Source organism: Cellulosimicrobium sp. AB352, from assembly GCF_049538415.1.
GTDB lineage: Bacteria > Actinomycetota > Actinomycetes > Actinomycetales > Cellulomonadaceae > Cellulosimicrobium > Cellulosimicrobium funkei.
On sequence record NZ_JBMVFX010000013.1, the window covers coordinates 70,135 to 87,962 of the forward strand.

At 74.9% G+C, this 17,828-nt stretch carries 16 protein-coding genes; 8 read left to right on the forward strand and 8 right to left on the reverse strand.

Annotation, left to right across the window (positions count from 1 at the left end; all coding sequences use genetic code 11):
- Positions 1-63 precede the first annotated feature (63 nt).
- From ACPCUX_RS11135 to ACPCUX_RS11155, 5 genes are read left to right on the forward strand one after another with little or no spacing between them, the layout of a single operon-like run.
- Positions 64-687, forward strand: a complete 624-nt coding sequence (locus tag ACPCUX_RS11135) for a GrpB family protein (RefSeq protein WP_423388762.1) — start codon at positions 64-66, stop codon at positions 685-687.
- Between the two features lie 60 nt (positions 688-747).
- Positions 748-945: a CopG family transcriptional regulator gene (locus tag ACPCUX_RS11140; protein ID WP_108047630.1), complete on the forward strand. Its 198-nt coding sequence runs from the start codon at positions 748-750 to the stop codon at positions 943-945.
- Between the two features lie 2 nt (positions 946-947).
- A complete protein-coding gene (locus ACPCUX_RS11145) occupies positions 948-1,334 on the forward strand; it encodes a type II toxin-antitoxin system death-on-curing family toxin (protein WP_034652365.1) in 387 nt (128 codons plus the stop codon).
- The gene (locus ACPCUX_RS11150; RefSeq protein WP_423388763.1) at positions 1,331-3,613 is read left to right on the forward strand and encodes a DEAD/DEAH box helicase; all 2,283 of its coding nucleotides are present in this window, start codon (positions 1,331-1,333) and stop codon (positions 3,611-3,613) included. The genes ACPCUX_RS11145 and ACPCUX_RS11150 overlap by 4 nt, the downstream gene beginning before the upstream one ends.
- A 60-nt stretch (positions 3,614-3,673) precedes the next feature.
- Positions 3,674-4,429, forward strand: coding sequence for a PIG-L deacetylase family protein (locus tag ACPCUX_RS11155; protein ID WP_423388764.1), 756 nt, complete (start codon positions 3,674-3,676; stop codon positions 4,427-4,429).
- Between the two features lie 97 nt (positions 4,430-4,526).
- Here ACPCUX_RS11155 and ACPCUX_RS11160 read toward each other — a convergent pair whose 3' ends face one another.
- From ACPCUX_RS11160 to ACPCUX_RS11180, 5 genes are all read right to left on the reverse strand, one after another.
- Positions 4,527-6,686 carry a 3-hydroxyacyl-CoA dehydrogenase NAD-binding domain-containing protein gene (locus ACPCUX_RS11160; protein WP_423388765.1) on the reverse strand — a complete coding sequence of 720 codons (2,160 nt, stop codon included), beginning with the start codon at positions 6,684-6,686 and terminating at the stop codon, positions 4,527-4,529.
- Positions 6,687-6,688: 2 nt separating this feature from the next.
- Positions 6,689-7,984, reverse strand: coding sequence for a thiolase family protein (locus ACPCUX_RS11165; protein WP_051028501.1), 1,296 nt, complete (start codon positions 7,982-7,984; stop codon positions 6,689-6,691).
- Between the two features lie 190 nt (positions 7,985-8,174).
- Positions 8,175-9,218, reverse strand: coding sequence for a lipid II:glycine glycyltransferase FemX (locus tag ACPCUX_RS11170; RefSeq protein WP_423388766.1), 1,044 nt, complete (start codon positions 9,216-9,218; stop codon positions 8,175-8,177).
- 21 nt (positions 9,219-9,239) lie between these two features.
- A complete protein-coding gene (locus ACPCUX_RS11175; protein WP_137280436.1) occupies positions 9,240-10,514 on the reverse strand; it encodes an HRDC domain-containing protein in 1,275 nt (424 codons plus the stop codon).
- Positions 10,511-11,131 carry a DUF3000 domain-containing protein gene (locus tag ACPCUX_RS11180; RefSeq protein ID WP_034655857.1) on the reverse strand — a complete coding sequence of 207 codons (621 nt, stop codon included), beginning with the start codon at positions 11,129-11,131 and terminating at the stop codon, positions 10,511-10,513. Before ACPCUX_RS11180 ends, ACPCUX_RS11175 begins: the two co-directional genes overlap by 4 nt.
- A gap of 258 nt (positions 11,132-11,389) precedes the next feature.
- Here ACPCUX_RS11180 and gndA point away from each other — a divergent pair, with 258 nt between their 5' ends.
- The gene (gene gndA / locus ACPCUX_RS11185; protein ID WP_061268192.1) at positions 11,390-12,826 is read left to right on the forward strand and encodes an NADP-dependent phosphogluconate dehydrogenase; all 1,437 of its coding nucleotides are present in this window, start codon (positions 11,390-11,392) and stop codon (positions 12,824-12,826) included.
- A gap of 219 nt (positions 12,827-13,045) precedes the next feature.
- On the forward strand, positions 13,046-14,215 hold the full coding sequence (locus tag ACPCUX_RS11190) for a DegT/DnrJ/EryC1/StrS family aminotransferase (RefSeq protein ID WP_415298655.1): 1,170 nt from the start codon (positions 13,046-13,048) through the stop codon (positions 14,213-14,215).
- Between the two features lie 102 nt (positions 14,216-14,317).
- Here the strand turns inward: ACPCUX_RS11190 and ACPCUX_RS11195 are convergent, their stop codons facing one another.
- The gene (locus ACPCUX_RS11195; RefSeq protein WP_423388767.1) at positions 14,318-15,550 is read right to left on the reverse strand and encodes a hypothetical protein; all 1,233 of its coding nucleotides are present in this window, start codon (positions 15,548-15,550) and stop codon (positions 14,318-14,320) included.
- Between the two features lie 100 nt (positions 15,551-15,650).
- Here ACPCUX_RS11195 and ACPCUX_RS11200 point away from each other — a divergent pair, with 100 nt between their 5' ends.
- A complete protein-coding gene (locus ACPCUX_RS11200) occupies positions 15,651-16,391 on the forward strand; it encodes an aspartate/glutamate racemase family protein (protein ID WP_051028332.1) in 741 nt (246 codons plus the stop codon).
- A gap of 61 nt (positions 16,392-16,452) precedes the next feature.
- Here ACPCUX_RS11200 and ACPCUX_RS11205 read toward each other — a convergent pair whose 3' ends face one another.
- A complete protein-coding gene (locus ACPCUX_RS11205) occupies positions 16,453-16,938 on the reverse strand; it encodes a hypothetical protein (protein WP_043656966.1) in 486 nt (161 codons plus the stop codon).
- A 5-nt stretch (positions 16,939-16,943) separates the two neighbouring features.
- Positions 16,944-17,795, reverse strand: a complete 852-nt coding sequence (locus ACPCUX_RS11210; RefSeq protein ID WP_423388768.1) for a dihydrofolate reductase family protein — start codon at positions 17,793-17,795, stop codon at positions 16,944-16,946.
- Positions 17,796-17,828 lie beyond the last annotated feature (33 nt).

Here is a 17,828-nt window from a genome sequence, read left to right on the forward strand (position 1 = left end):
CCACTTCTCCCGTCTCGGCGGGTGCGCGCTCCCCGGGTCGGGGTCGGGCCGTAGGGTGCGCGGGTGCCTGCAGCGACCGTCGACGCCCACGACCCCCGATGGACCGAATGCGGGAGGCGGTGGACCGAGCGCGCCGCCGGCGCGCTCGCCGACCTCGCGAGCCCCGACGGCACGAGCCCGGTCGTGGTCGAGCACATCGGGTCGACGGCGGTCCCCGGGCTCGCGGCGAAGCCGATCATCGACCTCCAGGTGCGCGTCGCGCCGCTGCCCTCCGAGGCGGAGCTCGACGCCGCGCTCGGGCCGCTCGGGTTCTCGATCGAGCGCGGCGCGCGTCCGGACTCGCCCGGCGTGTACCGGGACGTCCCGCCTCCGGGCGCCGACCCCGCCCCCGAGCTCTACGCCAAGCGACTGCTCACCCGCCCCGGCGACGGGGACGAGCCGCCCGTGATCCTGCACGTCCGGCGCCTCGACTCGCCGTTCGCGGCGTACGTCGTCGCGTTCCGCGACTGGCTGCGTGCCGTCCCCGCCGAGGCCGCGGCGTACGAGGCGACGAAGCGCGACCTCGCCGCGCGCCACGCGGACGCCGACGACTACGACGACTACACGCGCGACAAGACGGCGTTCCTCGACGCGGCGCAGTCCCGGATGGAGCGCTGGCTCGCCGAGCGCGCGAACGCTCCTGCCTGATCCCTGCACGGTGCCGCCCGAGCACTGATACCGTGGTGGTACCAAACGAGAGGAGCTCACGTGGCTATGACCTTGCGGCTCGACGACGACGCGCAGGCGGCGCTGGAGCGTATCGCCCGCCGCGAGGGCGTCTCCGCGAACACCGCCGTCGCACGCGCCGTCGTGGAGTACGACGCGAAGCGGCGCGAGATGCGTGACCGGCTGCTCGCCGACATCGTGGCGGAGGACCAGGAGCTGCTCGACCGGCTCGCGCAGTAGCCGTGGTCGTCTACCTCGACGAGGACGACCTCGTCGCCGCCGCCACGGCGTTCCTCGGGCACCCGCCCGCCGTCCGCGACTACGGGCTTCTGTCGTCCGCACTGGCGCGTCCGGCCGCGTCGATGTACGGCGTCGAGGCCTACCCCGCCCTCGACGAGAAGGCAGCGGCGCTGCTTCTCTCCGTCACGAAGAACCACGCGCTGATCGACGGGAACAAGCGACTGGGCTGGGTCGCGGTGAGGCTCTTCTACGCGCTCAACGGGGTGCGGCTCGCCATGCCGCAGGATACTGCGTACGCGCTCGTCGTCGGTGTCGCAGCCGGCGAGATCGACGACGTCGAGACCGTGGCGGGGAAGCTCGCGGAGCACGTCGTGCGCCGCGAGTCGTGACCGCCGCGAGCGGCGCGCTGCCCGACGTCGCCACCGCTCGGGCGGTCGTCGCGGACGCGGACGCCCTCGCCGCGCTGCTCGCGACCCTCTCCGCCGCGCCCGGGACGGCGCGCGACCAGGTGCGCGCCGCGTTCGGCGACAGCCGCGAGGAGAAGGTCCTGGCGCGCCTCGACACCGTCGACGTCGCGTCGCTGCGCGACGTCACGCGCGAGCGCCTGCGGCTCGGGGCGCTCGCGGACGCCGGTGTGCGGACGGTCGGCGAGGTCACGCGGCTCGGGCGCGACGGGCTGGAGAAGCTCCCCGAGATCGGCCCGCAGACGGCGACGCACCTGCTCGCCGCTGCCGAGCAGGTGGCGCGCGCCGTGCGCGAGAGCCTGCGCTTCCGGATCGACCTCACGCCGACGGACCCGGTCGCGACCGCGCTCGTCCAGGCGCTGCACACGCTCGACCAGGCCGACGCCGCCGTCGCGCGGTACGGCGACCAGGTGCGGGCCGCGCTCGCGGAGCACGAGCGCGTGCGCGCCGACGCGCTGGTGGCCGCGAGCGGGGCGCGCCGCCTGCTCGCGTGGGGCGAGCGGCGGCGTCGGGCGTCCGCGGCGGTCACGGTGCTCGCCGCGGTCGTCGAGCGGGCCCGGGTCACCGGGCTCGCCGAGGAGGCGCGGCGCGTCGTCGGGCTGCTCGCCGAGCCCGCGCGCCCGTACGACGTCTGGGAGGACTTCCGGCGCCGGTCCGCGGGGTACTACGCGCTGCTCGACGGCGTCGCCCCCACGGGCCGCGACGTCGCCGCCGCGGCCGGGCACCTGCCTGCCGAGCTGGTCGACCGCGTGCAGACGCAGGCGCTCGACGAGTCGCTGCTGACCGTCTCGCTTCGCGGGTACCAGGCGTTCGGGGCCCGCTTCGCGCTCGCCCAGCGCCGCGTCGTCCTGGGCGACGAGATGGGCCTGGGCAAGACGGTGCAGGCCGTCGCCGTCGTCGCGCACCTGGTCGCCCGCGGCGCGACCCACGCGCTCGTCGTGTGCCCGGCGAGCGTGCTGGAGAACTGGGTGCGCGAGCTGCGCGCGCACGCGAGCCTCCCGGTGCACGCCGTCCATGGCGAGGACCGGGAGGAGGCGGCCGCCGCGTGGCGCGCTGCGGGCGGCGTCGCCGTCGTGACCTTCGCGGGCCTGCGGCGCGCGGGGACCGAGGCGTTCGCGGCGGCGGCGCCGGCCGTGCTCGTCGTGGACGAGGCGCACTACGTGAAGAACCCGCTCGCGAAGCGGTCCGTGGCCGTCGCGGCCCTCGCGCGGACGACCGAGCACGTGCTGCTGCTCACGGGCACGCCCATGGAGAACCGGGTCGAGGAGTTCCGCACCCTGCTGGGCTACCTCCAGCCCGAGCTCGCGGCACGCCTCGACGCCGCGCACGGCGCCGCGGGCCCCGACGCGTTCCGGCACGCCGTCGCGCCCGCGTACCTGCGCCGCAACGCCGAAGACGTGCTCGAGGAGCTGCCCGAGCTCGTGCAGGTCGACGAGTGGGAGCGGCTCGGCCCGGTCGACGGCGCCGCGTACCGGGAGGCGGTCGCGGCGGGGTCGTTCATGGCCATGCGGCGGGCGGCGTTCGCCGTCGAGCACCCCGAGGACTCGGCGAAGCTGCGCCGGCTCGTCGAGATCGCGCGCGAGGCGGCCGAGAACGGGCGCAAGGTCGTGGTGTTCTCGTACTTCCGGGACGTCGTGGACGTGGTCGTGCGCGCCCTCGGCGACCTCGCGCTCCCGCCCCTCACCGGCTCCGTGCCCGCCCGCACGCGACAGACGATCATCGACGACTTCACCGCGGCCGAGGACCCGCGCGTGCTCGTCAGCCAGATCGACGTCGGGGGAGTGGGTCTCAACCTCCAGGCGGCGTCCGTCGTGGTCCTGTGCGAGCCGCAGACCAAGCCCACGACCGAGGCGCAGGCCGTCGCGCGCGCCCACCGCATGGGGCAGGTCGAGACCGTCCAGGTGCACCGCCTGCTCACCGTCGACAGCGTCGACGAGCACCTCGTGCGCCTTCTCGGCACCAAGGCCCGGCTGTTCGACGCCTATGCGCGCCGCAGCGCGCTCGCCGAGGAGGTCGCGGGCGCGGTCGACGTGTCCGAGGCGTCGCTCGCGCGCGCGGTGGTCGACGCCGAGCGCGCCCGGCTGTTCGTCGACCCGGCCGTGACGTCGGTCGAGGACGCGCCAGTCGCGGGAGCGCCCACCGACGAGGTCCCTCCCGCCGGCGCGCTCGGTCACGCGACCGAGGACGCGCCCGCCGAGCACTGACGCGGCCCGGGCCTGCACCGTCGTCGCGCTCGGCACCGGGACGGGGCATAGCGTGGCGTCATGACCGAGATCGACACCTTGCCCGCGCTCACCCCGCTGCGAGAGGACTGGTCGACGGCGCTCGCGGTCGTCGCGCACCCGGACGACATGGAGTTCGGCGCGGCCGCCGCCGTCGCGCGGTGGACCGCGCAGGGCAAGCGGGTCGTGTACTGCATGGTCACGAGCGGCGAGGCGGGGATCGACGGCATGGACCCGGACGAGGCGCGCCGCGTGCGGGAGGCGGAGGAGGTCGAGTCCGCACGCATCGTCGGCGTCGACGAGGTCGAGTTCCTCGGGCTTCCCGACGGCGTCCTCGAGTACGGCCTGCCGCTGCGGCGCGCGATCGCGGGGGCGATCCGGCGCCACCGGCCCGACGTCGTGATCACCGGGAACTACCGCGAGACGTTCCCGGGCGGGATGCTCAACCAGGCGGACCACGTCGCGACGGGGCGGGCCGTCGTCGACGCCGTGCGCGACGCGGGGAACCGGTGGGTGTTCCGCGAGCAGGTCGAGTCGGACGGGATCGAGCCGTGGGGCGCGGTGCGCCAGGTGTGGGTCGCCGCGTCGCCCGACGCCCGGCACGGCGTGGACGTCAGCGCGACCTTCGACGCGGGCGTGGCGTCCCTGCGCGCGCACGCCGCCTACCTCGACGGCCTCGGCTGGGAGGACTTCGACCCGGCGGCGTTCCTCGCGTCGATGAGCGCCCCGACGGGCGAGCGGATGGGCGTGGCGCACGCCGTGGCGTTCGAGCTCCTGCTCATGAACGGAGAGGACTGACTCACCCCCTCCGACGGCCGCCGAGCAGGCGGTCGTGGCTCGTCCTGTACTCGGGACGGGCCACGACCACCTGCTCGGCGGAGGAGGAGGGGTTTGGTCAGACGCGCGATGTCGCCGGGACGTTCGCGACGCCGTCGGGCAGGAAGCGGCGGCCCAGGACCTTCTCGCTGTAGCCCGTGCGGTCGAGGTACGGCGTGATGCCGCCCAGGTGGAAGCCCCACCCCGCGCCGAGGATCATGCACAGGTCGATCTGCGACGGGCTCGCGACCACGCCCTCGTCGAGCATGAGCCCGATCTCCTGCGTGAGCGCCGTGAGCACGGAGTCGAGGACGCCGGCCTCGTCCAGCGCCCCGTCGCCGCCCGCCTCGCCCGTGCCGAAGACCCGCTGGATCGCGGGGTCGACGGGCTTGGGCAGGCCCTTCGGCGCGTCGAGGACGACGGGGATCTGCTCGTCCACGATGCGCTGCAGGCCGGGGGACTCGGGGAACCGGTCGCCCAGGTCCTCGCGCAGCGACGTGAGGACGTGCAGGCCGACGGCCGGGCCGACGAGGTCGAACAGCGCGAACGGCGGCATCGGCAGGCCGAGCGGTGCGACGGCGCGGTCCGCGACCTCGACCGACGTGCCGTTCTCGACCGCCTCGACGATCTTGCCCATGAGCAGGATGAGCAGGCGGTTGACGACGAACCCGGGGCGGTCGGCGACGAGCACGGCCGTCTTGCGGAGCTTCTTCGTCATGGCGAACGCCGTCGCGAGGGCCGCGTCGTCGGTCTTCGCCGCCTGGATGATCTCGACGAGCGGCATCTGGGCGACGGGGTTGAAGAAGTGCATCCCGACGACGCGCTCGGGGTGCTGCAGGTCGGCCGCCATCTCGGTGATCGACAGCGCGGACGTGTTGGTCAGCAGCACGGCCTCGGGCGACAGGACGCCCTCGAGCTCGGCGAAGACCTTCTTCTTGAGCCCGAGGATCTCCGTGACCGCCTCGATGACGACGTCGCAGCCCGCGAAGTCGCCGAGCTCGGTCGTGCCGTGCACGGAGCCGACGATGCGCGCGCCGGTGTCGGCGGACATGCGGCCCGAGCGCACGAGCTTCTCCACGGTGGAGCGAACGTAGCCGAGGCCCTTGTCGACGCGCTCCTGGTCGAGGTCGCGCATGACGACCGGCACCTGGAGGCGCTGCGCGAACAGCAGCGCGATCTGCGCGGCCATGAGCCCCGCGCCCACGATCCCCACGCGGGTGACGGGGCGGGCGAGCTTCGCGTCCGGCGCGCCCTGGGGCCGCTTGCCCTTCGAGACGAGCTGGAACGCGTAGACGCTCGCGCGCATCTCGTCGCTCATGATGAGGTCCGCGAGGGCCTCGTCCTCGGCGGCGAACGCCTCCTCGCGCGACGCGGTGCGCGCGGCGGCGACGAGGTCGAGCGCGCGGTACGGGGCCGGGCGGGAGCCCGCGACCACGGCGTCGAGGCGCTGACGCGTCCCGGCGACGACGGCGTCCCACACGGGCTGCGGGTCGAGCTCGCGCCGCTCTACGACGATCTCGCCGCGCAGCACGGCCTCGGCCCAGCGCAGCGAGGACTCGAGGAAGTCGGGCGCCTCGAAGAGCGCGTCGACGAGCCCGATCTCGTACGCCTCCTTCGCCTTGAACGGCTTGTTCGCGGCCGGGCGGGCGAGGATGACGTCCATCGCCTTCTCGACGCCGAGCAGGCGCGGCACGAGGTAGGCGCCGCCCCAGCCGGGGACCAGGCCCAGGCCGACCTCGGGCAGTGCGAGCGCACCGGCGTCGGACGCGACGGTGCGGTACGTGCAGTTCAGCGCGACCTCGAGGCCGCCGCCGAGCGCGACGCCGTTGACGAACGCGAACGTCGGCACGCCCATGTCCTGGAGCAGCGTGTACGCGGCGTGGCCGGCGCGCCCGAGGGCGAGCGCGTCGTCGCGCACCTGGACGGCCGCGGCCTGCGTGAGGTCCGCGCCCGCGGCGAGGAAGTACGGCTTGCCCGTGATCGCGACGGCGACGATCTCGCCGTCCGCGGCCCGGCGCCGCAGCGTCTCGAGGGCCGCGTGCAGCTCCGCGAGGCCCTCGGGGCCGAGCGTCGTCGGCTTGGTGTGGTCGGGCCCGTTGTCGAGCGTGACGAGGGCGAGCGTGCCCGTCCCGCCGGGGAGCGCGACGTCGCGCACGAGCGAGTGCGTGACGCGCTCCCCGCGCGCGGCGTCCTTCGTCGCGTCCGCGGAGGTGGTGGTGGTGTCGGTCGGTGCGCTCATCGTCAGTTCTCCGCGGTCTCGAAGGTGTGGCCGGAGTAGTCGGCGTGGTGCGGGTTCTCCCAGATGACGGTGCCGCCCATGCCGAGGCCGACGCACATGGTCGTCAGGCCGTAGCGCACCTCGGGGTGCTGCTCGAACTGGCGCGCGAGCTGCGTCATGAGGCGCACGCCCGACGACGCGAGCGGGTGGCCCATGGCGATGGCGCCGCCGTACTGGTTGACGCGCTCGTCGTCGTCCGCGATGCCGAAGTGGTCGAGGAACGCGAGCACCTGGACCGCGAACGCCTCGTTGATCTCGAACAGGCCGATGTCGTCGATCGTCAGGCCCGCGGACGCGAGCGCGCGCTCGGTCGCGGGGACCGGCCCGATGCCCATGACCTCCGGGTCGACGCCCGCGTACGCGTACGCGACGAGGCGCATGCGCGCCGGGAGCCCGAGCTCGTCGGCGACGTCGCCCGCGGCGAGCAGGCACGCCGTGGCGCCGTCGGTCAGCGGCGAGGCGTTGCCCGCGGTGACCTTCCCGCCGGGGCGGAACGGGGTCTTGAGGTCGCGGATCGAGTCGACCGTGGTGCCGGGGCGGGGGAGCTCGTCGGCCGTGGCCAGGCCCCACCCGAGCTCGGTCGACCGGGTCGCGACCGGCACGAGGTCGGGGGAGATGTCGCCGTTCGCGAGGGCCTTGGCGTACTTCGCCTGGCTCGCGACGGCGTACGCGTCGGCACGCTCCTTGGTGAGGTGCGGGTACCGGTCGTGCAGGTTCTCGGCCGTCGCGCCCATGACGAGCGCGGAGGAGTCGACGAGGCGCTCGGCGACGAACCGCGGGTTCGGGTCCGACCCCTCGCCCATGGGGTGGTGGCCCATGTGCTCGACGCCGCCCGCGACGACGACGTCCTGCGCGCCCACGGCGACGTTCGCCGCGGTGGTCGTGACCGCGGTCATCGCACCCGCGCACATGCGGTCGATCGCGAAGCCGGGCACCGACTTGGGCAGCCCGGCCAGCACGGCGACGCTGCGGCCGAGGGTGAGGCCCTGGTCGCCGGTCTGCGTCGTCGCGGCGAGCGCGAGCTCGTCGATCCGCTCCACGGGCAGCTCGGGGCGGCGGCGCAGGAGCTCGCGGACCGTCTTCACGGCGAGGTCGTCCGCGCGGGTCTCGGCGTAGATCCCGTCGGGGCGTGCCTTGCCGAACGGGCTGCGGACGCCCTCGACGAAGACGACGTCGCGCACGGGGCGTCGGCGCGAGCGCTGGGTAGCCGCCTGGGTGGGTGCCGAGGTGGGAGAGGGGGCCTCGTTGGCCACGGTCATGGCATCTCCATCCGATGCAGATGGTCGGGACGGCGGTGTCCGGAGCGGCACCGCTCGGGGGTCGTACGTGCGATACACGCTACCGCGGGTATCGGGAAAGCACGAGACCGATGCTACGACATGAAGAGACCCGGTATCGCATCGCGCGATACCGGGTCTCTCCGAGGTTCGGGGTGGTCGGGAGCCCGCGTCAGCGGCTCCCGCGGAGCTTGCGCACGACCTTCTTCGCGGTCGGCAGGCCCTTGTTCCACGCGGAGTACCACATCGAGAACGGCACGTCGACGCTGTGCACGAGCTCGTCGTCGTGCTGGGCGAAGCTGCGCTTGAACTCGCTGATCCCGTCGTTGAGCAGACCGTTCATGTCGTACCGGACCAGACCGGCCTGCTGCGCGAGGGTGATCGCGTGCCACTTCACCGGCGCGTTCGCGCGCAGCTTGCGGCCCGCGTCGTTGATGCCGCCGTAGAGCTCGAACGACGTCGTCGCCGACGACACGCACCACACGAACGACACCGGAGCGTCCTCGGAGAACGCGGCGACGAGCACCGAGTGCTCGCCGAGCTCGCGGTGGATCGCGAGGTAGTACTCGTCGTCGTGCAGCGCGAAGCCCGCGCGCTCGGCGGTCTCGTGGTACACGTCGAGCACCTGGCGCACTTCGGCCTCGTCCGTCACGCGCCGCACCTCGAGCCCGGTGCGCGCCGCCTTGCGGATGTCGTACCGCGTCGACTTGCCCATGGCCTTCGTCAGCTCGTCCTCGGACTTCGTGAGGTCGAGGATCAGCGTCACCGGGTAGAGGATCGGGTTCGCCGCGGGGCGGGCGTCGGGCAGCGCGAGGTGCGTCCCGACCGGCCAGTCGGGCTCGATCGTGACGCCGACGCCGCCCACCGTCGTCTTGCACCACGCGACGACCGCACGGGTCACGGCGTCGCGCGTCGCGTCGTCGCCCACGCCCGGGCCGGCGCCCCAGCCGTCTCCCGCCGGCGCGATCACGGGCCCGCGGGGCACGTGGCACAGCGCCTTGAACTGCGCCGGGAGGGACCGCACGAGGACCTGCGCCAGGCCGCGGACGCGGCCGTCGCCGTCCACCGCCTCCACGCGGTGCGGGGTCCAGGCGCCCGTGGCCTTGACCTCGCCCCAGCCCCACAGCTGCAGGGGGTGGCCGCCGAGCTCGTTCACCCGGGCGTCCCAGGAGGCTCGGTCGGTGACTGTCCGGATCGTCAGGTTCGCGTCGTGCACGCGGACGACCCTACCCTCCCGCTACCGCTCGCCGGAGCGCTCGAACGCGTCCGCGAGCGGCTCCGCGACGAGCCCCACCTGCCACTCGCGCGCCCCGCGGCCGCGCAGGAACGCGGCGATCCCCGCCGCGTCGGCGGGCTCCGGCGGCGTCCAGCACAGGCGCCGCAGGGCGTCGGGCTGGAGCACGTTCTCGACGGGCAGCGCGTACCGCTCGGCGAGCTCCTGCACGACGCCGCGCGCCGCGTCGAGCCGTGCCGCGGCGCCCGGGTCGCGGTCCGCCCACGCGCGCGGCGGGGGCGGGGCGTCCGTGCGCGGCCCGCGCGTGGTCGGCAGCGCGCTCGCGGGCAGCGCGAGCGCGGCGTCGACGGCCCGCTGCCAGTACGCCGCCCGACGGCGCGTGCCCTTGCCCGCGAACGGCGGCAGCTCCACGAGCTGGCCGGCCGTGCGCGGCAGCGCCTCCGCCGCCGCGACGATCGCGCGGTCGGGCAGGACCCGCCCCGGGGCGATGTCGCGGGCGCGGGCCGTCGCGTCGCGGGCCTCCCACAGGCTGCGGACCACGGCCAGGCGCCGGGGGTCGCGCAGCGTGTGCGTGCCGGACGTCCGGCGCCACGGCTCGGGTCGAGGGGCCGGCGGTCCCGCGGTACGGACGGCCTCGAACTCCTGCGCCGCCCAGTCCGACTTGCCCGCCTCGTCGAGCCGCTCCCCGAGCGCGCGGCGCAGCGGGACGAGCACCTCGACGTCGAGCGCCGCGTACCGCAGCCAGTCCTCGGGCAGGGGCCGCGTCGACCAGTCCACCGCCGAGTGCTCCTTGGCGAGGCCGAGCCCGAGCACCTCGGCGACCACCGCCGCGAGGCCGACGCGCTCCATCCCCAGCAGGCGGGCGGCGAGCTCGGTGTCGAACACGCTCGCCGGGACCACGCCGTGCTCCGCGAGCCCCGGCAGGTCCTGGGACGCGGCGTGCAGGACCCACTCGGCGTCCCCGACCGCCTCGCGCAGCGGCGACAGGTCGGGCACGGCGACCGGGTCGACGAGCGCGGTGCCCGCGCCCTCGCGGCGCACCTGCACGAGGTAGGTGCGCTGGCCGTACCGGTAGCCGGACGCGCGCTCGGCGTCGGCGGCCACGGGGCCGCTCGCGGCGGCGAACGCCTCGACGACGCGCGCGAACGCGGCGGGCGTGTCGACGACGGGGCCGACGCCGTCGGACGGCTCCGTCAGCGGGGTGACGACGGTCGGGGCGCGCTCCGCCCCGGGTGCGGCGTCGAGCGGAGGGGGAGCGGGTGCTGCGGTCGAGCTCATGAGCCCACGGTATTGCGTCGCGCGGGGGGTCGAGCACCGAGGGGGGTCACGCCCTCGGGCAGCGGCGGCAGCCCGGCGGCCGTGCACAGGAGCTGCGCCCACGCCGCGAGGTGGTCCCCGAGGTCGGCCGTGCCCGGGCCCGGCGCGACGGGCGTCCACGACGCGCGCATCTCGAGCTCGACGTCGTTGTGCTTGCCGGCCAGCGCCCCGAAGCTCTGCGACAGCACGCGCGTGACCGTGCCGCCCTCCGCGCGCACGACGGCGCCCGTGTCGTGCAGGGCGTCCTCGAGCCACGTCCACGCGACCTCGGCGAGCACGTCCTCCGCCGCCATCTCCGGCTCCAGCGTCGCGCGCACGAGCGTCACGACGCGGAACCGGCCCTCCCACGCCTCTTGGCCCGCCGGGTCGTAGAGGACGATGAAGCGCCCCGACGCGAGCTCGGGGTCGTCGGAGCGCGCCGCCTCGACCTCGCCCGTGAGCGCGACCGACCACGGCGCGATCCGGCGCGGGGCGGGGACTTCGCGCAGCGTCACCTCGGGTCGCAGCCGTCGCGCGCCGAGGGCGTCGAGGACGGCACGGAACTCCGGGGGAGCGTCGGTCCCGTGAGGGGTGGTCACCCCGGCACAGTACGAGCGGGAGGGGCGGGTCGGACGCACGCCGCGCGGGTGTCATCGAATCGTGACCCCGACTTCGTCACGATCCCTGCGGGTGACCGGATCGTGGCACCGCCGGGGCGCGACGGCGCCCGAGGACTAGGCTGGCAGCGTATCCATCCCCGGTGCACCCGGCCGCGCGCCCGCGCCCGGCCCGGTTCCGCGCCCTCCCGCGCGCAGCCGTCGTGCGCCGGGACCGACCCTCGAGGAGCAGGGAAGCAGATGTCAGCACGCGCACAGATCGGTGTGACCGGACTCGCCGTCATGGGTCGCAACCTGGCCCGCAACTTCGCCCGGCACGGCTACACGGTCGCGGTGCACAACCGCTCGTACGCCAAGACCGAGTCCCTGATCGCCGAGGCGGGCACCGAGGGCGACTTCGTGCCGTCGGAGTCGATGGCGGACTTCGTGGCCTCGCTCGAGCGCCCGCGCAAGGTCGTCATCATGGTCAAGGCGGGCGCGGCGACCGACGCGGTCATCGACGAGCTCGTGCCGCTGCTGGAGGAGGGCGACATCGTCGTCGACGCCGGCAACGCGCACTTCCCCGACACGATCCGCCGGGAGAAGGCGCTCGCGGCGCTGGGCCTGCACTTCGTGGGCACCGGCGTCTCGGGCGGCGAGGAGGGCGCGCTCAACGGCCCGTCGATCATGCCGGGCGGCACGCGCGAGTCGTACCAGAGCCTCGGCCCGATCCTCGAGGACATCTCGGCGAAGGTCGACGGCGTGCCGTGCTGCACCTACGTCGGGCCCGACGGCGCCGGCCACTTCGTCAAGATGGTGCACAACGGCATCGAGTACGCCGACATGCAGCTCATCGCCGAGGCGTACGACCTGCTCAAGCAGGGGCTCGGCGCGTCCGCGCAGGAGATCGGCGAGATCTTCGCGCAGTGGAACACGGGCGACCTCGAGTCGTTCCTCATCGAGATCACCGCGGACGTGCTCCAGCACGTCGACGCGGAGACCGGCAAGGCGTTCGTCGACGTCGTGCTCGACCAGGCGGAGCAGAAGGGCACCGGCCGCTGGACGGTGCAGAACGGCCTCGACCTCGGCGTGCCGATCACGGGCATCGCCGAGGCGACGTTCGCGCGCGCGCTGTCCGGCTCGGTCCCGCAGCGCGAGGCCGGTCGCGCCGCGCTGCCCGCCGACGCCGCGGCGTGGGACGTGCAGGACCGCGACGCGTTCGTCGAGGACGTGCGCCTCGCGCTCTACGCGTCGAAGGTCGTCGCGTACTCCCAGGGCTTCGACCAGATCGCGGCCGCGTCGGCCGAGTACGGCTGGGACATCGACCGCGGCGCGATGGCCCGCATCTGGCGCGGCGGCTGCATCATCCGCGCGCGCTTCCTCAACCGCATCACCGAGGCGTACGAGCGCGACGCGCAGCTCCCGCTGCTCCTCGCCGACGAGTACTTCACCGGCGCGGTCGGCAACGGCCTCGCGGCGTGGCGTCGCGTGGTGGCGCAGGCCGCCCTCAACGGCGTGCCGACGCCCGCGTTCTCGTCGTCGCTCGCCTACTACGACGGCGTGCGGGCCGAGCGCCTGCCCGCCGCGCTGATCCAGGCGCAGCGCGACTTCTTCGGCGCGCACACCTACCGCCGCGTCGACAAGCCGGGTGTCTTCCACACCGAGTGGTCGGGCGACCGCACCGAGTCCGACGCCTGACGTTTTCCCCGACGTCCCGACGGCGGTCGTCGCGCTCCGGCGCGGCGGCCGCCGTCGCGCGTCCCGGCCCGCATGTCGTGTCGCCCGCACGTCCTGTCGCGCGGCCGGTCCCCCGTGCGTGACGAGCGGCTCGGCCCGGTCGGCCCGCCGACGTGGCAGGCTAGGCGCGCGGGCCGCTGCGTCGGCCCCGACCCCTGACGCCGGACGACACGGAGAACGATGAGCCGCCACCCGCAGGACGCGACCGCGACGAGGATGCTCGCCGACCGGACGGGCACCGACCCGGCCGACTGGTTCCTCGTCTTCAAGGCCCGCTACGGGATGGAGGTCGTGTTCCGCGCGCTCGCCGAGGCCCGGGGTCGGGGCGACGTGGTCACGCAGGTGTTCACGTGCTCGACGGCGGTCGACCCGGTGCTCGTGGCCGGCCTGCGGCCGGTCTACGCCGAGGTGTCCCCGGCGACGGTCGCGATCGACCCCGACCGGCTCGCCGTCGGCCCGGACACGCGGGCGGTCGTGCTGCAGAACACGTTCGGGATCGTCGACGAGCCGGCCGCGCGACGTCTGCGCGACGCCGCGCGCTCCGTCGGGGCGCTGCTCGTCGAGGACAGCGCGCACTGCGTGGGGCGCCTCGCGCGCGACGCCGACGGCACGCCCGTCGCCGACGTCTCGTTCCACTCGTTCGGCGTCGAGAAGCTGCTGCCCACGCGGTTCGGCGGAGCGGTGTGGGTGAGCCCCGCGCTCGACCCGGCGCTGCGCGCCGCGACGGTGGCGGCGCTCGACGCGCTGCCCGTCGTCGGGCCGCGGCTCGACCTCGCTGCGCGCAGCTTCCGCACCCAGGTGCGCGTGCTCAACCGCCTCCCCGGTGCGGCGGCGGGCAAGGTGCGCGGCGCGCTCACGGCCGTCGGGGCGTACGAGCCGGCGATCGCTCCCGTGGAGAACCGGGGCGGGCTCGCGCACCCGCCGCAGCGCCCGTCCGCGTGGGTCGTGGACCGCATGGTCGACGCGCTGCGGTCCAGCGGCGACACCGAGGCGCGGCGGGCCGACACGGTCGCGGAGTACGTGCGCGGGCTGTCGGGCGTCGTCGAGGTCCCGGCCGGGATCGGGGAGCGCGCGCCGCTCGTGCGGTTCCCGTTCTTCGCGCCCGACGCCGCGACCGCCGACCGCCTGGTCGCCGAGCTCACGGCCGCCGGGTTCTACGTCGGCAAGTGGTACCGACCGGCGCTGTTCCCCGGTCCGGACGACCCCGCGGTCTACGGGTACACCCCGGGCGATCCCGCGCTCGCGACGACGGAGGACCTCGTCGCGCGCGTCGTCAACCTGCCGACCACGGTCGGGGTCGCGACGGCGCGCCGCCTCGTCGAGGCCGTCCGGTCCGCCCTGGGCGCCTGAGCCCCACGACCAGGCGGTCCGTGCCGGCCGACCAGGTGATCCCGGCGCGTCCGCGACACCGGACGGGCCACGACCACCTGGTCGGCGCCGCGACTCCCGCGGTTACGCCGACGGGCGCGAGCGCGCGAACTTCACGTAGTCGAGCGTGTGGCGCAGGTCCACGCGCCACACGTCGAGGCGGCGGCGCAGGCTGCGGTCGGGCGCGTAGCGCAGGGTGTGCCACACGCCGTGCTTGCGGGCCTTCTTCACGCGGTGGCGCAGCGACACCGGGACGAGCGCCCGGACGACGGGGTAGGGCACGTTGACCCACAGGCGCGCGTCCGACGTGACCTGCTCGGGCAGCTCGCGCCCGTACACGAGGTCCTCGACGTAGCAGCGCGCGAGGTTGCCGCCCGCGGCCATCGTGTAGAAGCTCGCCGCGCCCTGGCGCAGGTTGACCTCGAGGATCTTGCTCGTGCCGGTGCGGCGGTCGTACATGACGTCCAGGTTCGCGGCGCCGACGTAGCCGAGGCTGTCGAGCAGGTGCCGGACGGACTCCGTGAGCCGGTCGTCCTTCATCGTCACGACGGCGTTGTAGTTCCCGACGAGCTTCGGGTCGTACTCGCCGAGCACGATCTGGGCCGCGGACAGGAACCGCAGGCGGCCGTGGCGGTCGGAGTACGTGTTGACCACGCGCATGACCGACTCGTCGCCCGCGAGGTACTCCTGGACGATGAGGTCGTCGGTGTAGCCGGCGGCGTAGATGCGGCGGCCGACGTCGCGCAGCTCGGCCGCGTCCCGGACGAGGTACACCTTCTTCTTGCCCTCGAACCGCAGGCGCGGGTAGGTGTCGGTGTCGGCCGGCTTGAGGATGAGCGGGTACGGGAAGGGCAGGTCCTCGCCGAAGCCGGGGGCGTCGACGTCGGCCGCCGTGGCGATCACCGTCTCCGGGTGCGGCACGCCGAGCTCCGCGCACGTGCGCGCGAAGTCCGTCTTGTTCATGAGGCGCGCGGCCAGGTCCTCGCCGACGAGCGGGATGACGTAGAGGTCCTCGAGCTCGGCCCGGTGGGCGATGACGACGTTCGTGTAGAACTCGATGTTCGCGATGAGCAGGCGCTTGCGGCCCGGGAACTCCTCGGCGAGCTCCCGCAGGACGGCGACGATGCGCTCGGGGTCGTCGAAGTCGCGGTAGGTGCGCACGTCGACGATGCGGGAGTCCGCCGTCTCGCGCAGGGGGAAGCGGCCCAGGGCCAGCGTGCGGACGCCGTACGCCTCGTGCAACGACCTCGCGATGTTGTAGGTGTTGAGGTTGGTCCCCAGGACGATGGGGAGGAACTCGGCGTTGCCGTACGTCATCGCGGAGGGTCGTCCGTTTCTCTGTCGGGTCGGCGGGCGTCCGCCATCCTACGGTCCGCGCCGCCCGCTCCCCGGGACGCGGGCGCCGTAGGATCCACGGGTGACGTCGCGACCGGACCAGGACCACGCCCAGCCCCTCGTCGGAGTGCTCGGAGGTGTCGGGCCGCTCGCCACGGCCTACTTCCTGCAGCTCCTCGTCGCGCTCACGGAGGCCGAGCGCGACCAGGACCACGTGGACGCCGTCGTGCTCAACCACGCGACGATCCCCGACCGCACGGACTTCATCCTCGGGCGTTCGGACGCGGACCCGGGCCCGGTGCTCGCGCGTGACGCGGAGCGGCTCGAGCGCTTCGGCGCGGACTTCCTCGTCATGCCGTGCAACACCGCGCACTACTTCACGCAGCAGGTGCTCGACGCGATCAGCGTCCCGTTCGTGTCCATCATCGACACGACGGTCGACGCGGCGCGGGCGCGGGTCGACGACCTGCGGGCGGTGGGCCTGCTCGCGACGGCGGGGACCGCGGCGTCGGGCGTGTACCAGGACGCGTTCGCGCGCCACGGGGTCGAGGCGCTCGTGCCCGACGACGCCGACCAGGCGCTCGTGTCGCAGATCATCTACGAGCAGGTGAAGGCGGGGCGGCCGGTCGACATCGAGACGTTCCGCGCCGTCGCGGGGCGGCTCGTCGAGCGCGGGGCCCAGGTGATCGTGCTGGGCTGCACGGAGCTGTCCGTGGTCGCCGTCGACCACGACCTGCTCGCCGACCCGCTCTACCTCGACTCGACCGACCAGCTCGCCCGCGCGACGATCCGCCGCGCCGGGCACCGCGTCCGCGGGACGTGACCCCGCGGGTCCGCCGACCGCCGGGCCGGCCGGCGCGCTCGTCGGCCGGACGCGCGGAGGATCAGCCCAGCTCGCTCGTGCCCGAGTAGAGGTGCAGCACGGGGACGTGCAGCTCCTCGCGCGCGCGGGAGGCCCAGTCGGTGTGGAACGTGTCCTCGACCGCGTGCGGGTAGGTCACGACGACGATCTCGCGCGCCCCGCCGGACGCGACGGCCGTGCGCAGCGCCGGCAGCGGGTCGTCGTCGACGACGACGCCGTCCGCCTCGCGACCCGCCGCGCGGAGCTCGGCCACGCTGCGCTCGAGCTGCTCGCTCGCCTCCGCCTTCGCCGCCGTGGGCGAGGGCTCGCGGCCCAGGACCTCGTCCCACGCTTCCTTGAGCTCGCCCACGCTGAGGTGGTCGATGATCCCCGAGATGAGGTTGCGCTCGGTGTCCGCCGGGACCAGCACCCGGTAGGCGAGCTGCTCGTCCTCGTGCAGCGACAGGATGTGCTGCACGTCGGCCGGGTTGAGCGTGTCTTCGGTCAGGACGAGGATCGTGTCGGTCACGCGGGTCAGCCTAGCGGGAGGAGCCAGCGCGCGGCGGTCGTACCGGCGGGCGACCCGGGCCGGTCCTCGGGGGCGTGCAGCAGGTGGGCGAGGCGTGCCCCGCGGGGGAGCGCCGTCGTCGTCCCGGGAGCCGGGGCGCCGCCGACGATCCGGCCCGGTCCGGGCCCCACGAGCGTCGGGGTGGTCGTCACGCACAGCTCGTCGACGAGGTCCGCGGCGAGGAGGTCCGCCAGCAGCGACGGGCCGCCCTCGGTGAGCACGCGCGTGAGGCCGCGACCGGCGAGCGCGGCGAGCCCCGCGGCGAGGTCGAGCGCGTCGTCCGCCGCGTCCTGCCCGACGACGAGCACCCGGTCCGCGGGCACGTCGCCCCGGGCGGTGGCGGCCCCGGCCGGGCCGGTCAGCACGAACGGCGGGCGGTCCGTCCCGGCGAGCGCCGGGGGCACGCGGCCGCTGCGGCTGACGACGGCGAGCTCGAGCGGGGCGTCGTGCAGGTGCCGCAGCCCGCGCGGCCGGCCGAGCGGGGTGTAGCCCTCGGCGCGCGCCGTGCCCGCCCCGACGAGCACCACGTCCGCCAGCGCCCGCAGGACGCGGAACACGCGCCAGTCCGCGTCGTCGTTGATCGACCCCGACCGCTCGTCGGGGCCCCACGCCGCCCCGTCGACGCTCGCGACCATGTTCGCGCGCACGACGCTCGCCCCGCGCACCGGCGTCCCGTAGGCGTAGAGCGCGGCGAGCCGGTCCTCGCGCGGGTCGGGCGGGAGGTGCTCCGCGGCGGGCAGGAGCACGTCGAGCGCGGGGAGGTCGGTGCGCCCGCCGGGCGTGGCCGGCCCGCCGGGCGGGGTGGTGGTCGAGGTCACAGCGGCCAGGCTAGCCGCAGGCGTAGGCTGGAT

What these genes read in the sequence shown, in the direction of transcription:
- ACPCUX_RS11195 (WP_423388767.1), bottom strand. Translation starts at nt 15,550, where the DNA reads ATGACGTACGGCAACGCCGAGTTCCTCCCCATCGTCCTGGGGACCAAC.
- ACPCUX_RS11160 (WP_423388765.1), bottom strand. Translation starts at nt 6,686, where the DNA reads ATGAGCGCACCGACCGACACCACCACCACCTCCGCGGACGCGACGAAG.
- ACPCUX_RS11175 (WP_137280436.1), bottom strand. Translation starts at nt 10,514, where the DNA reads ATGAGCTCGACCGCAGCACCCGCTCCCCCTCCGCTCGACGCCGCACCC.
- gndA (WP_061268192.1), top strand. Translation starts at nt 11,390, where the DNA reads ATGTCAGCACGCGCACAGATCGGTGTGACCGGACTCGCCGTCATGGGT.
- ACPCUX_RS11155 (WP_423388764.1), top strand. Translation starts at nt 3,674, where the DNA reads ATGACCGAGATCGACACCTTGCCCGCGCTCACCCCGCTGCGAGAGGAC.
- ACPCUX_RS11190 (WP_415298655.1), top strand. Translation starts at nt 13,046, where the DNA reads ATGAGCCGCCACCCGCAGGACGCGACCGCGACGAGGATGCTCGCCGAC.
- ACPCUX_RS11165 (WP_051028501.1), bottom strand. Translation starts at nt 7,984, where the DNA reads ATGACCGTGGCCAACGAGGCCCCCTCTCCCACCTCGGCACCCACCCAG.